We start from the raw sequence: 14184 nt of genomic DNA, 5'->3' as shown, positions 1-14184 counted from the left end.
GCTATACTGGGTCCGAACGTTCGGACCGGATGGCCAGCCACGCGAGGACAGCATCCGCAACCTCCACATCCATCGCCCTTGACTCGGCTTCTTTCGCACATGACCAGTCAGCACGACGTGCTTAATCGCAATGGAATACAGGTCGATTTCTTTCGCTGGGCCGCTTCCAAGAGGATGACATCCCTATCACACCGGTCGCAGCTGTGTACTGCTGGGTAGTCAAACGGTGTCTCGCCCGGGTCGCAGCGCCGCGAGATCATCCCGACTCTTCACAATAATACGAGATGTGACGGAAACTCGGGTCTTACCAGTTTCTCTCCAGGGACTTGATACGCCTCGCTTCTATACACACGGACATGACTGGAGCATTAGTCAACCTTGCCACCCAGCACAAGGCGTCACTCAAGTTCTTGGACGATTCGGTGCAGTGGAAGATCAGCGGCGGCACCGCTGTTGACGACACGGAGATTAAGGAGATGGCTGACGCGCTCGGTTCGACTGGTTGGACGGCACATTTCTACGATGACGGCGGTGACTGCTACATCGAATACCACCCCGGCCAGTAACCTTCTCAACTCCCTTCCACCAGTCATGGATCATATCGCAACCCCCTTCGCCTACATCGCTGCCTACATCGTCACCATCGTGGTCTCACCGTACCTCCACGAGGGGAGCCACTGGGCTGTCGGTAAATTCGGCGGCACCGACCCCACCGTCGACTGGAAAATCACGCGCTTTGTGTGGCCAGAAGCGGTGCGACACGGTGAGATTGCAACGATAGATGCTCAGCTCATCCGTCTCTCCGGGTTCTCGATCTTTCTCTGGCTCCCGCCGTGGATTCTCTCACTCGGATACCTGGCGGCGGATATCACCCCCTGGACAGTGCTCGTCTCCCTGACACCGTTCTTGGTAGTGTTTGCGATAGCGACGGAGAGCGACGCCCTCGCAGTCCGAGACCCAGAAGAATACCGGGCACGTGCGGTTGATGGTGACCTGCCAGGCGACCCCCTGTTCAACCCAGTAATTGTGACGATTGTTTTCGTGGTGAGTGTGTCGTACCCAATCCTCCCACTCTAACATGGTTATTTCGTACCTCATTCTTAATCAGCAGCATAGATGGAGTCAATCGGTCATTCCTCCTTGTCCGGGTCGGAGGTTCCAAACCGTTCCTCTGCACACTCATTCAGGTATTCGTCCGTTCCACCGTTCGCACAGATCCGGTTGACGACGACTGCCTGATACCCGTCGTGACCATATTCAGTCATATCGATGCGGGGGTTCTCAGTCGGGTGTCGATACCCTTCGATGATCGTTCCTGCCCGTTCTCTGGTGAGTTCGACGAGGTCTAGAACGGGCCAGACGTCTGGGTCCGACTCGTCTACGAAATCTTCACGTGCCTGATTGAGGTTCTCGGCGGTACCTTCGTAGTTGTCTGTACCGTCTAGTTCAGACGCGTAGGGATGCGTCTCATGGAGGGGGTGCCCCTCTGCATTTGCCTCGACGATTTCAAGGTCATGTTCTTCCCCCTGACCGTAGGTGACACCCAATTCATCCAGAGTGTCTTCAATCCGCTCCCGTTGTTCATCGCCAGCGTTCGGAGCGAGAATGACGCGATTCACCATTCCACGCGTATCCATCGGAAAGTATCGGTATTCCTGGTCAACCTCTGGTTGTGCGCCGACAGGGCGGGCGTCCTTATCAAACTGAATCAGTTTGGCAGAATCAAATGGGTTGAACAGGAAGCGGAATTCAACCTCATGGTCGTATCCAGATCCTTTGAAAAAGTTAATCGCTGACTGATATCCTGTGGGTTGCACTTCACTCGGCAGTTCTCGTACTTGGTACCGGACAGCACCGACATGCATGTCCGTCCGAGGATCACTGGGATACATCTCCCCGACCGGTGTCTCAGTGAAATCTAACCCGTCGGAATCCTCCTCGTCCGGGTCAACACCGTCCGGGATTGTCGGGAGTGCGCGTATGAACTGTCCCACCGTCGTCTCAAAAGCGAAGCCCTCAGTCATATCCTCGTCCCCCGTGTACTCCTTCCAGATCTGATCAAGTTCCGGCGTCCCGAGGCGCCAGCAGTTCGCGAAATACTTGTTTCGGGCCTCTACATGGAATTCGGTCATCTGCTCCTTGAACTCTTCTTGTGTGATGGAGAGTTCAGGTAACCCTCTCCGCCGCCGCTTCCGATTGGCTATGACAACAGCACCGGCTCGAAGCGCAGGATTTTCAGCCGGTTGCTCAATGAGTCCTTCATTGTTGTCCCAGAATGTAGGGATATGTCGGCTGAACAGTCCTTCATCGAAAAAGGTCCGAATGTTCCGCTTGTTCAGTTTGCGGTACCGACGAATCACCATCTGGTTCGAAGGAATGTGGATTAGTGGAACCGCTAAGTGTCCGAGAGACGGAATCTCACTCATATTGTTAGGAAACCGACCCCTCGTCTAAAAACATGTGTTGTTGGATATGGGGGTAGGTTCAGTAGTGGACGTCAATGGGCGTCACGAAGAACGAGTGATCCTCGTTGTCTGTGTCGTCGGTCGCGATCTCCTCAAGGAGTTGTTCGTACTCGGAGTGGTTCCGAATCGCGGTTCCGTAGCCGTTGTAGAGATAGTAGACCGTGCCGGCGTAGTCACCGACACAGTACATCGCATACCGGACGTCGGTTGTGTAGGAGTCGTAGAACTCCTCTTCGTTTTGGGCGAGACCGAGTGGATTCCACGGTTCGACCTCGGCTTCGACACGACGGCCTTCAAGGAGTTCTTTGTCGGTGAACTGCTCGAATCCTTTGCGGATGACGGCCATCCTTCGAGTGAGTTCGCGAGTGGTCGATACCCAGGCGTTCTCGATGAGTTCGTTCCCGATCTCGGAGTCTGCGCGAATCGACCCTTCATTCTGGATAGATTCGGGGAATGACTGACTCCAGCGACCACCTTCGGTCATGAGCTTGCCGTAGTCGAATTCGGGGCAAAGCTGTGCGTACTCACCCTCGAAAAGGCTCCGGGCAATACCGGTCGCTTCTTCGGCGCCGTGGGCTTCGGAGACGACGCGAATGAGCATGTGCATTGAGGATCAGGCCAGTAATTCTTCGTTGGTCGTTTCACGAATAGCGACGATTCGTTGTCTTGCGATACTGTCGTCTTCAGCGGATTCCATTTTGATAGGCCTCCGCCGTGCGGGGCCCGACAAACGGACAGGAGTTAGTCCGTCGCGTCCTCGTTCCCGTTTTCGGAGTGCTGCACGGGAATCTCGAATGTGACGTGACTCTCCGTGTCCGTGGTGAGTTCGTCGACCTCGGCCCAAGTGTACCAGGCTTCCTCGAGGAGATCGGCTCGGTTGGGTATCTCGGAGATAGCGTAGACTGAGGCGCTTATGCCTTCGGTGGCGAAGCGAATATCGACGGTGAGCTGGTCGGTGTCGTCAGGTGAGATACCCATCTGACGGGTTTTGCTGTCCGGGACGTCGTCACCGCCATCATCTTGGTCGTCGTCGAGATCGTCCCGGTAGCGGTGGGGGAGAACATGGTCGGGGATATCGTTCTGCTCGATCACCTCGTTCTCCCGACCATTGAGTGTCTCCGTCAGGTCCGTGAGCTTCTCCTCGGCTGCCTCGATCGCGGTCTCCTTCCGGGCGTAGCTCTCATCCATGAAGTGATACTTCCGGGTGTCGTCGTAGAGCCGGATGTCCTCCGACCGCTCCTGCCGTTTGGTCCCCAGTATGCCGTAGCCTGAGAGGTAGTCAGTCCGGTACTCGGCATGGGTACCACTCGCGGTCTGCTCTCGGAGGCGGAAGCGCCTGATCGTTTCAGGCCAGTCGACGTCTTCCTGCTCGGCCTGCTGTTCGGCCCGGTCGCGCTCCTCGGCCCGGACCTCCTTGATGTGCGGCACGAGTTCGTCAAGCGCGTCTTGGGCGCTCTCGTGGAACTGCCCGCTCCCGTCCCGCCGGGTCCCCACCGGGTCGACGTACTCGACGTCCCACTTGCCGACGCCGGAGGAGACGTCTTCGCCCCGGAGCCACATTTCGGCCAGATAGCCGTCCGGGTGCTCGACCAGGATCGAGGGCTCCTGCTCGGCGTCCTCATGCTCGTCGACGATCATCCAGGGCTCAGGAACGTCCAGAGACCCGACGATCCCCTCCATGACCGTCTGTTCGGTCACACTCTCGACGCCTTCCAAGTCGTCGGCATCTTCGTCGACATCGGCGCCGGTCTCTCTCTCGGCCGCCGCAAAGGAGACGAGCAGCTCGCGGATTTGATCGGCCTCGCGCTGACCGACGCTGTTCATAATCTGGGTCCAGGCGTCTTTCGGCGGGATGTCCTGATAGCGTATCAGCGGTTGCGTCACCGCTTCGCCCCCGACCGATTGCGGGACATCGAGCTCTTCCTCGGTCCCGTGGTCCATCAGGTCATTTGAAAGAGTGATTCGTTCGTCGTAGGTGTCACCGTAGAACTCCCGGAGGTACTCGACGGCGTCGGCCCACTCGTCCCGACCGCCGCTCGAGTCGTCGTCGGCCATAGTGTCGGCTCGATCGGCAAGGTTGGCGACCCACCCATCGACCTCGTCAGGACCGATATCGATCTTCACGGCGCCCCGGTCGGACTCAACGGAGTAGGCCCGGTGCTCAGGGACGGTCGTGTCGTAGGTGACCCAGAGGGCGTGGCCGTCGGAGTTCTCCCAGCGGGCAAGCTCTCCAGTCTCGGGAGCGATCCGATCGTGGCGGCCGTAGCTCTCCTGGAGGTCGTCGTCAAGGCTGATGTCGCCGCCGGTGTGCTCGGTCGCCTGGTCATCGTCGTCGCTGAGGGGGAGACCGTAGCGGGTGATTCCCCCGGACTTCAACAGCGGGATCGTCGACCGGATCGAGCTGGCCGAAGCGTCCCCGATCCCCGGCCACTCCGTCAGGTCGCCCGTGTTGTCCTCGACTTTCAGGACATGGCTGGCGTCTGACCCCATCTCCATGATTGAGTTGGCGACGTTCCCGGTGACATCGAAAGCTCGGGAAATCGTGGAGGGGTTCCAAGAGCCATCAGCCAGCGCGTCGAGTGCGCTCTCCTGGGTCCCGCCGTCAAGGTACTCCGGATCCTCAGTCGGCTGGCTGCCGGTGCGATCGGCCTCGTCTTCGATCACCTCGGAACCGAGAGTGGCCTGCTTGCCGGTGTCTTCTGTCGAGTTGCACACGTTGGTTCGGTCGTCGACGAACTCGTTACTCCCGCCTTCGTCGATCCGGCTGTCAGTGTTAGCCGACGCCCGGGCGCTGCTCTCGACGAGCTGATCCTGCTGGGGTCTGTCGTCCTGGAACTCCTCGATTGGGTTCGTCATGTCGTTGTTGCTACTAGCGTCGGTTGGTGGTGGTGAGGACATTCTGTGGGCCTCCGCTGCGCGGGGGCCAGACAAATCGAGTCCTACGCTACACGCGGACACCGACAATTCGGACTGTAACGTAGGGCCGCGGCGACCGTCACGCCCGTTCATCCACGACCTTCGCCCAGAGTCCTTCGTGGTATTCGACGTAGTCGCGCTCGGTCTGAGTTCGATACGCGAGTGTTCGACCGTCTTCGTAGGTGACGACGATGGCCTGCTCGATGGGATAGGGCCCGTCCTCGTCCTCGTAGTCGACGAGTTCGGCCCACTCGTCGGGTGACCCGAGTGGATCGGGGTCGCTGAGGTCACCGCCGTTGGCAGCCCAGATCGGGTCGTCCGGTTCTTTGACGGCGTGCCCAAGGCGTTCGATCGGCGTCGTACCTTCAGCGGGCCATACTCCACGTTCCTCCCAGAATGCTCGCATCTCGCGGAGACTTCGACGGACGGTCTCGCGGATGGTGAGGAAGTCAGCGTCTTGCCACCCCTCACGAGACCAGGATTCACCCTTGTAGGCGATACCCTGCGGACCGTTCCAATCGAGGCCGATGATGTCCGCAGGCGGATCCTCTGTGAGATTCGGTTGGGTGAGCTCCTGGATGACGCGCCATTGCTTCGTCGGGCTGGCTCCGAGAAGATGTACACGGTGACCGCGCCAGTTGGCAATGTCCGAGAAGTGCCACGCCTTGATGTCTGAACCCCCCATCGCGTATCCGAGGACGAGCGATTCCCCGGAGACATCGGCGTTGGCGACGATGTCGATGGCCTCGCGACACTTCGGGACGATGATGAGAGTCGCGTCGGAGTAGTCGGATTTGAGGTCCCGGGCGGCGTCGACGAACGTGTGGGCTTCCTCGGGAGTATGGGCATCTCCAACGACACCGATTTCGGGCTCAACCTCACGGAAGCGGTTGAGATACCGCTCAAGGTCAGGTCGATTGAAATCATTGTCGAGCATGAGGACCGGGACGTCGACGTTGCGGAGGTTGCTATCCTGAATCCGACAGTCTTCGCGAGCGCCGGTGACGAACCCGAGGGCGTATGCCTCAGTCGCAAACGGGGCTCGATGAAGGAACCCGATGTACTCGGCACGACGGGCGACTTCGATAGGGAGCGCGTCACCCTCGCGTTCTCTTTCGGTGTCGGTCTCGATCTCGATCTCGGTCCCGGGGTCGGAGTGCTTGTCTCCCGAGCCCTGGTATCGGTCCTCAAGTGTGTCGGGAGTCGCCGGCGAGAGGTACGAGGCGAGGTCGAGTTGGCCGTGGCCGATGCTCTCGGCTGAACTGGTATTTGAACTCGCCATAGGAAGTGGATGTCTGGATGGTCAGCTGGCGGCGCACCGCTCCGCCGCCGACAAAACTGGCGTACGAAACTTCACCTACGCGGAGGACACAGAGGGGGATCGCGACGACGAGGAGGCTCGTTCGGCTGCCTCCACGTATGGGTTACAATCGCAGTCGTGGTCGATATCGAGGCCGGCGACCCCCTCGGCTGCGGCGGTCGCGACGTTTCCGGTGAGGCAGTTCTCGACAGTCGCGTAGCCGTGGAGCCGCGACCACTCACAGGCGTCGGCAATGAGTCCCCGGAGAACGTTCACCGGGTAGGCGAGGGCGTCGGTCTGGACGCCCGCTGTGGACAGCGTGACGGCTTCGGTGTTGTCCCGAGGGTTCTGCTCCCCGGAGTGGTCTCGAAGGCAGAGCGCGGCAACCAAGGCGTCTTCTGGAGTTCGGTAGGCGAAGCACGCGACGAGCGGTGCGGTGTCGTCAGGTTCGCCACAGTCGTACTCATCGAGGAACGCCTGGGCGTCGGTGGTGAGGGTGGCCCCTCGACGAGCCGGGTGCTCCTCGCGGGTCTGGACAAGTTCACCCTGGGCGACCGTGCGGGGAGAGGCACACGCGGGTCTGACTGGTGTGCCCTGGTCGATGAGGCGGGCCTGATCGGGACTGACGCGACCAGCGGGCCTTCGGGCCTCGATCGAATGACTGGCGAGGACGTATCTGTAGCGACACTTCCGGTACGTTCCACCCCCGGCGCGGCCCTCACGAGAGTGCCATTCACTCCGGTCAGCTATCGTCGTCCCGAGGAGCTCGAACCCAGCGGCCTGATACATGGTTCCCTCGTTGCCGTTCTGGACACCGGCGTACGTGAGCAGGCGATCGTATCCTTCGAGGCGACTCCACGCACAGCAGCGTGAGAGGAGCCACGATCCGGTATTCGCGGGCCGGTCGGGATGGGCAGCGAAGCGATACAGTTCGACCGTCCGACCGTCGGCGTTGTGTCGCCCCCGCGGACGTCCGAGGACCGCCATCGCCACCTCTCGCTCTTGGTAGGTGGCAGTGAGCGCGATTCGAAAGGGCGTAGTCACGGGGTCGTGCTGATACCTGACGGCTGGATGTTTGAGGAAGCCGTTGACGCGCTCGCGAGCGCCAGACCCACGTTCGGAACGGAGTGATAGATGGCTCGTCGAGGGCGCACTACCGGGAGAGACGAGGCGCGGGTCGCAATCCGGGTACGTCCGGTAGGCGTCATAAGCAGCGAGAGAGCCGAATCCGGTCTTGAGGATGAGGACCTCCCCCGACTCTATCATCACATCGAGATCGTCTCGGTCGGGGGCGGGCAGTCGACCGTCGATGAAGGAGGCTCCCCGGTTGGCGTACCACTCGAAGGGATCGGAGTTATCGCCGGTATAGCGGCCGATCGCGTTGCGATAGGGAAACGCAACGATGTCGCCCTCGAGTAAGGGGCGTATCACTCTGGACTGGGGGTGCTCACAGGTACTCATGAGCTGGGGAAAGTGCTGAGGGTCAAGTGTTCGCCCATCCAAAGAAGAGATACACGTCATCTTCGACGTGGATACACCCAGCAGGCCCCCATTTACGGCTGATTCGAGAATCCTGCTCGTCGATGAGTTGGTTGGCATACTCCCGGGGCTCGGCGTCGCCTACTTCGTCATCGGGAATTTGCGTGAACGAGTTCTTCTCGGCGATTGTTCCCGTGCGCCCAGCGTATCCGTGGTGGTACTGAGCCTCCTCGACGGCGCTGTGGAACGCGCTCTCGGCGTCCGTCCCCCTCGCTCGCGTGAAAAACGTACGTGCCCCCATTACCGGTCGCCTCCGAGGTAAACGCCAGCGGCGTCATCGGGCGGCCAGTTGTCGCGACGGGCTTCGCTGACGGCCCAGACCGCGAACTCGATATCTGAGACACGCTCACTCCCGGCGATGTGGTGTTGGTGACTGCGACCGATGGTTTCGAGGTCGCGACCGAGGTGGAACAAGGCATATTCGGTGACGACGGCCTCGGGGTCACGGAGGACCTTGCTGGGAACGGCGAATGCTTCTTGATCCCAGAACCTCCACATCCCATCGGCAGAACGGACCTCTGTCTCCCCGTTTGAGTCGTAGGTCAGGGTGATTTCGTCAGCCTCCTCGTTAACCCGGGTGACGCGGACGATGTGGCCGCCGTTCCTGGTGACGAAGACCATCCCGGCGTGAACCTGCTCGCAGAGTGGCTCGTCGTCGTCGAAGACATGGCTCTCGCGGCCCATCATCTGTCGAACTCCACGTTGTGGCTCCCGCACTCATCACACCAGCAGGTGGTGGTCTCGAATTGCCGGTATTCGGAGCCGTCGTACTCACCGTTCGCGTTATAGAGCCTGGTTTCAGTCCCCCTGACTTGGTGGACGAACGCGACTTGATTCCCACAGGAAAGACACGCCGGCATCAACGACCCTCCGTCTCGACGTCGTTGCCGGCGTCGGCAGGCACGAGTTCGTCGTAGGTTCGAGATTCCTGACAATCGACGCAAAAGACTCCGTTCTCACCGATATCGGAGTCGGTGATGGGGCCATTCTTCGTTGCTTCGACGTCGATATGTCCGTTCGCGAAACGATGCACCTCTCCGAACTGAACCTGATGGATGATCCATGAGAACCGCCCGTTACCACATTCAGGACAGGCCAGTAACTCCGATCCAGAGCTACCCTTCTGAGAATTCATTTAACGACCTCGTAGATTCGCTGGTTGGTACTACGGCGGGTACTGCGGCTGGTGGTTGTCATGCTGTTTGGATTCCTCCGCCGTCTCGGGAGGCCACAAACAGGCGAAAAAATCCGTTCTCGTAATCAGTTGGAGATAGTGGGATGCACATCAAGGGAGAACGCCGGGACGATCCACAGTTCCTCGTCGGTGCTGCCGTACTCGGGCCGGGTATAGTCGCGGGAGTCATCAGGGACGTTGTATCCGTCGATGAGACCCATGAACTGCCCAGCACGGCAGATCGCGATTCCGTCCTCGTCGTAGAGGTAGATGTCAGGTTCGGGTTCGAGGTCAACTTCAGCGCCTTCGGGGAGGCGATCGCACCAGTCGGTGCGGTTGTGGGCTTTGTTGAAGAGTTCGAGGCCGCGCTCACTCGCGACGGGGACGGCTTCAGGGAGTGCGCCCCAGCCGATGTTGAAGGGACGGATATCTGATTCGTCGGCTTCGTGGAGGAGCTCGAAAGTTACACCGTCGTAGCCGGCGGGCGTCTTGGGGGCGTTCTCTCGAGCGTCGAACGCGAGGGTGGCCTTGACGATCGCCTCGAAGCGCGATTTCGCGGGTACGACAGCGAACGCGAGATCGTCGATGCGTTTCTCGTAGGTCACGGAGACGTCGTCGTGGATGAGTTCATAGGGATTCTCCGATTCGAGTTCCTTGTCGCGCTCACACGCCTCGCAGAGGTCCTGATCGGGGTCGACGGGGCGGTCACACTGGGTACATCGCGGGGCTTCGTCGACGGAGGATTCACCGACGTCGTTGGGGCCGTAGTGCTCGTCTTCAAAAGACGCGTCTCCGAAGTCGTTTTCGCCGTAGAATTTGCGGTTGTTGTCCCAAGGGCTTTCGGCAGTCATGGAGGGGTTCCTTACTCCTCTATAGACTGTCCACCCATATAAACGAGCGCGAGCACCAGCGACGATATTGTAGCAAAAGGGGAGTTCACCGAGAGGCTTCGCGAGACGCGTCCTGTTCGCGAGAGTCGGCCTGTTGGCGGCGTTGGTCGGCCTCGAACATGAAGCGGGCGTTGGCTTTGTCCCCACCGAGGGTTCGCTGATCAACGGCGGTATCCGCAAACAGCGTCCCTTGGAGACCGGGCGCGTCCTCGGGAACCGTCTTCTCACCGTTTTGAGCGCGGATTGCAGAGAGGGGACGGTCGTCAACGAACTCGTCAGAGCCGCCGGTCTCGATTCGTGAGGCTCGGTCCCGGGTATCAACGTCGACCCCGTGGTGAGAGAGCGTGGTCTCGAAGGGTTCGTCGTCGAGGGTAAGCAAGCCGGCCTCGTCGACGGTTTCCGTCTCGGTGTCTTCGGGTTCGTCCTGGTCTTCGTCTTCGTGTTCAGTCGTTACGAAAACAGATTGGTGATGCACACTGAGAGCGCGGGGGCGGTTCGCCGAGCTGGCGCTGGTGTCGGTATCGGTAGTCATGATCCTAGTTCCTGCAGGAACGGGCGGATTCGCCTGGTGGGATATCTCACGTCGTGCGGACTGGTAGGGTTGATGGGGCAGGCGATCCCCGCACCGCGCCGGGGGGAAATAAAACGAGTGAGGGGTGACGGGCCCGTCCTGAACTGGTGCTCTGCTAGTGGTGAGGTGGGTTACCTCCTCCGCGATCTGCAAGAGGTTGAGTTTGATTTGAATGCTTATGTGATTCGGACCCCAGGCCCTTCGAGTATATTTTACTTCTCTCCAAGAATCTCAAGTAGTGTCTGGCGGTGCAACTCACCCGTTCGATTGAAGACCTTCGCAAGCGTGCCTAGATCGTAGGATTTGGTTGAAGCATACACGGCCAGGGTTGCGAAGGTTGCCACTGGCATTAGGAGCACCCCCTGTCGTCGGGCATCATCATCTGCTGAGGCTTCGAATGACGGCGTGCCGATTGTTAGGTAAAGTTCACACTCACTCGCTTTGCGGACAATGTCTGTCGCTTTGTCGGCCGAGACTTCCCCATCGGTCAGATCTTGTTTCGATTTGCATTCTAAAGCAATTCGATATTCTTCACCCCCGGACTGGTAGGCGTCTCTGCCGGTAGAATCCAGAACAGTAAGTATTCCCTCGGGAACTCGATCTTGTCCGGACTCGTCACGAGAGTAATATTGGAGACCGTTACAGGAGCCAAGTGCATCTTCAACCGCTCGCTCAAACTCTGTTTCGATCGTTTCGAACAAGGTCTTCACTTCTGATATTCCGTACCCCTCACTTTTTGCATCAAGTTGGGTGTGGAGTTTCTCTTTCTCCGGCGGATCCGAGAACTCGTTGATTGCTTTCCGCGTATAACGATAAGCACGACTGCCGTCCATGTCACCGAAGAGTACGGTGATTTCGTCAATGATCTCACGGGGATGTGAGACTCCAATCTGAGTCTGCATATGCTGAATCCAGCGTCTGCTGGTAGCAATTCCATGCTCAGCGAATGGTGCCTCCTCTTCAGAGAGACCTTGCTTTACCTGGACTTCGAGGAGTCCTAAACGATTTCTGAGCCCTTCATCGGCCTCAGGTCGGCTTTCCTCCAAGATCTCGGTGATGGTCTTGATACCGCGAGCACACATGGGAGCTGCTCTATCACGGAGGTCACTAGGAGTTCGACTTGCGGAAATCCGGTTGTCTTCGTAACAATCATTAACCGAATCACCGCCGATCCATTGGTTAATTACGCGAGCAGTGACGAGGGCATTCGCGAGGGTCTCGTCGTCAATTCTCGAACTGACCGTTGAGGGGAGTGAAGACCGTTGTGATTCAATATCGAGTCCACGTTCACCACCTCGGCGATACAGTCGATTCATCTCCATCAAGGGGGAAGCACAAAGAACTTTGAGGAATTCGAGTTCATCGAATTCATCGATGACTGTGCCCTGAAGGTGTTCAAAGGCCGCGTGCACAGTGCGTGGTGAAATCAACTGTTTCGACGTCGCTTCCCCTAGGTCAGTGAGAGAAAGCACTCCCCCGTTCCCTTTTTCGACCATCTGATATTCAATCAACTCCGTGACGGCATCCTCAATCGCGTCAAGTGAGTCTTTTTGTGGGAAATCCGACCGGTAGCCTCCGAACGAGTCTTCCAAAAACTCCCATACCTCTCTGGTTGTATCGTGGTCACGAAGTAGATTTAATACAAGCTCGGGGTCGCTTGGGTCGATTTCCGAGGAAACTGCTTCGATTGTCCCATCAATAAATTCGGATTGAATTGATGACGCTTGTATGGGATTGCTAGCATATGTTACAACCGCACCCTTATCGTCTCCGTATTGAGGTCTACCCGCTCGTCCGGCGAGATTCTTGTATTCCCCCACAGTCATACTTCTCCCATACTCTCCACGCCCCCCAATCCATGGTTTCGTAATGAATACTCTATCGACTGGAAGGTTAATCCCAGCTCCAAGGCTCGTCGTTGCGATGACACACCGGAGTGCCTCGTTCTCTAGTCCATCTACCACAGCATGTTTGATTTGATCAGGAAGTCCTGCATGGTGGAACCCGATTCCAAAGTTGACGTATTTCTTTAACTTGGCAACGGTCTCTCCCTCCTGCCCAGCATACTGGTCAATCGTTTCAGCTGTTTGCTCAGAGCGGACATCATTCGTACTGATCTCTGAACTTCGAGGATGTTTTTCCAGATATCGTTTGAGAAGTTTGGCGATCTTCTGGGTATCATTGCGAGTAGGTGCGAAGACGAGCGCTTGATTTGTATCTGAGCGCTTGAGATGATCTAAAATTGGCGCGATTTCTTGGGGAACTGCTGGTACTTCAAGCGATTCTGAATCCGCACTAGTAGGTATATGGAAGGTGATATCATCGCTTTCCAGAACATGTGTCCCTTCCCAGAGTTCCGTTTGTCTCCAATCACCGGAGTCGCTCCAACTGGCATCGAGCCAGTCTGCGACTTCGTTAGCGTTCGGTGTAGTTGCACTGAGACCGACAATTCTGGTATCGGGAAAGTCGGTTAGTAGTTTCGTCGTTGCGATCTCTAGGTTCGGTCCTCGCGTTTCATTTCCCAGAGTGTGGAATTCGTCAATGACAACGAGCCCGACTTCATTGAGATAGGTTGGATGGTTACGTAGATGATAGTCGAACTTCTCATACGTCATCACGATGACGTCAGCTTTGAACAGCTCATCCGGATCATGTCGATCTCCCCCAAGGGAACTTTCGATTTTTAGATCAAGTTCATCGCCAATTGTACTTCCAAATGACCTTGCTTTTTCTTCAGCGAGTGGGCGATAGGGAACCAAGTAGACACTGGTCTCACGGGAGATGGCGGTGGCGTTATCAACGATGGCAAACTCAGCTGCGAGAGTCTTCCCGGTTCCCGGTTCAGCAACCATCAGAAAGTGATCTGATCCAAGCAATCCGGCGTCCAGGGCATCAATCTGTGTTTTCCACAGATGTTCTGGATCACGATCCTCTTTAAGATGATCAACGTAGATGGGAGGCAGGGCGAAGTCGCTCTCTAACTCTTCAAGAGCGATGGAGTCACCTGTTGGCATTAAAAATGACGTACATTCTTCATCGTCATATTGTTATCGATGATTGGAAAATCTAAACGAACCCATCAAAGGTCTATTCTAGATTCGACAATGTTTGAAAACTCATCTATGATGCCATTTGTTGCTCGGCTTTGCACGTTGGATATCTCACATATAGTTGGTCGAAATGGACAGTAGAAGCGATTTTGAACCGGTATTCAGGCAGTCGAGTCACCGATGACTCTCAGGTTGGAGTCACAACTGACACCAGACCGCCGGTTACGCTACCCCGGTGAGGACCGATCTACGTTCCGTTAGCTTCGAGAATCCGCCAGC

Annotated in this window: 13 protein-coding genes; 2 read left to right on the top strand and 11 right to left on the bottom strand. The window is 57.6% G+C overall.

Annotated elements, in window-relative coordinates; all coding sequences use genetic code 11:
* Positions 1 to 356 precede the first annotated feature (356 nt).
* Together NL112_RS22470 and NL112_RS22465 are read left to right on the top strand one after the other, a co-directional pair.
* Positions 357 to 566: a hypothetical protein gene (locus NL112_RS22470; RefSeq protein WP_255153025.1), complete on the top strand. Its 210-nt coding sequence runs from the start codon at positions 357 to 359 to the stop codon at positions 564 to 566.
* A 25-nt stretch (positions 567 to 591) separates the two neighbouring features.
* Positions 592 to 1077, top strand: a complete 486-nt coding sequence (locus tag NL112_RS22465; protein ID WP_255153024.1) for a hypothetical protein — start codon at positions 592 to 594, stop codon at positions 1075 to 1077.
* Positions 1078 to 1130: 53 nt separating this feature from the next.
* Here the strand turns inward: NL112_RS22465 and NL112_RS22460 are convergent, their stop codons facing one another.
* From NL112_RS22460 to NL112_RS22410, 11 genes are all read right to left on the bottom strand, one after another.
* On the bottom strand, positions 1131 to 2426 hold the full coding sequence (locus tag NL112_RS22460) for a hypothetical protein (protein WP_255153023.1): 1296 nt from the start codon (positions 2424 to 2426) through the stop codon (positions 1131 to 1133).
* 58 nt (positions 2427 to 2484) lie between these two features.
* On the bottom strand, positions 2485 to 3066 hold the full coding sequence (locus NL112_RS22455) for a DUF7995 family protein (protein WP_255153022.1): 582 nt from the start codon (positions 3064 to 3066) through the stop codon (positions 2485 to 2487).
* Positions 3067 to 3206: 140 nt separating this feature from the next.
* Positions 3207 to 5363, bottom strand: coding sequence for a putative sodium/potassium/calcium exchanger (locus NL112_RS22450; protein ID WP_255153021.1), 2157 nt, complete (start codon positions 5361 to 5363; stop codon positions 3207 to 3209).
* Positions 5364 to 5460: 97 nt separating this feature from the next.
* The gene (locus tag NL112_RS22445; RefSeq protein WP_255153020.1) at positions 5461 to 6663 is read right to left on the bottom strand and encodes a DUF6610 family protein; all 1203 of its coding nucleotides are present in this window, start codon (positions 6661 to 6663) and stop codon (positions 5461 to 5463) included.
* 75 nt (positions 6664 to 6738) lie between these two features.
* Positions 6739 to 8142, bottom strand: a complete 1404-nt coding sequence (locus NL112_RS22440) for an XF1762 family protein (protein ID WP_255153019.1) — start codon at positions 8140 to 8142, stop codon at positions 6739 to 6741.
* 22 nt (positions 8143 to 8164) lie between these two features.
* On the bottom strand, positions 8165 to 8461 hold the full coding sequence (locus NL112_RS22435; protein ID WP_255153018.1) for a hypothetical protein: 297 nt from the start codon (positions 8459 to 8461) through the stop codon (positions 8165 to 8167).
* Entirely contained in the window at positions 8461 to 8907 is a 447-nt protein-coding gene (locus NL112_RS22430) for a hypothetical protein (protein ID WP_255153017.1), read from the bottom strand. Before NL112_RS22430 ends, NL112_RS22435 begins: the two co-directional genes overlap by 1 nt.
* Positions 8908 to 9079: 172 nt before the next feature.
* On the bottom strand, positions 9080 to 9355 hold the full coding sequence (locus tag NL112_RS22425) for a hypothetical protein (RefSeq protein WP_255153016.1): 276 nt from the start codon (positions 9353 to 9355) through the stop codon (positions 9080 to 9082).
* A gap of 125 nt (positions 9356 to 9480) precedes the next feature.
* A complete protein-coding gene (locus NL112_RS22420) occupies positions 9481 to 10245 on the bottom strand; it encodes a hypothetical protein (RefSeq protein WP_255153015.1) in 765 nt (254 codons plus the stop codon).
* 85 nt (positions 10246 to 10330) lie between these two features.
* A complete protein-coding gene (locus NL112_RS22415; RefSeq protein WP_255153014.1) occupies positions 10331 to 10816 on the bottom strand; it encodes a hypothetical protein in 486 nt (161 codons plus the stop codon).
* Positions 10817 to 11067: 251 nt separating this feature from the next.
* Positions 11068 to 13869, bottom strand: coding sequence for a DEAD/DEAH box helicase (locus NL112_RS22410; RefSeq protein ID WP_255153013.1), 2802 nt, complete (start codon positions 13867 to 13869; stop codon positions 11068 to 11070).
* Positions 13870 to 14184: the final 315 nt, after the last annotated feature.

This window comes from Halorarius halobius, assembly GCF_024298865.1.
Taxonomy (GTDB): Archaea; Halobacteriota; Halobacteria; order Halobacteriales; family Haloarculaceae; genus Halorarius; species Halorarius halobius.
Note: the sequence above shows the minus strand (reverse complement) of the source record. Positions and strands in the feature narration are given on the sequence as shown.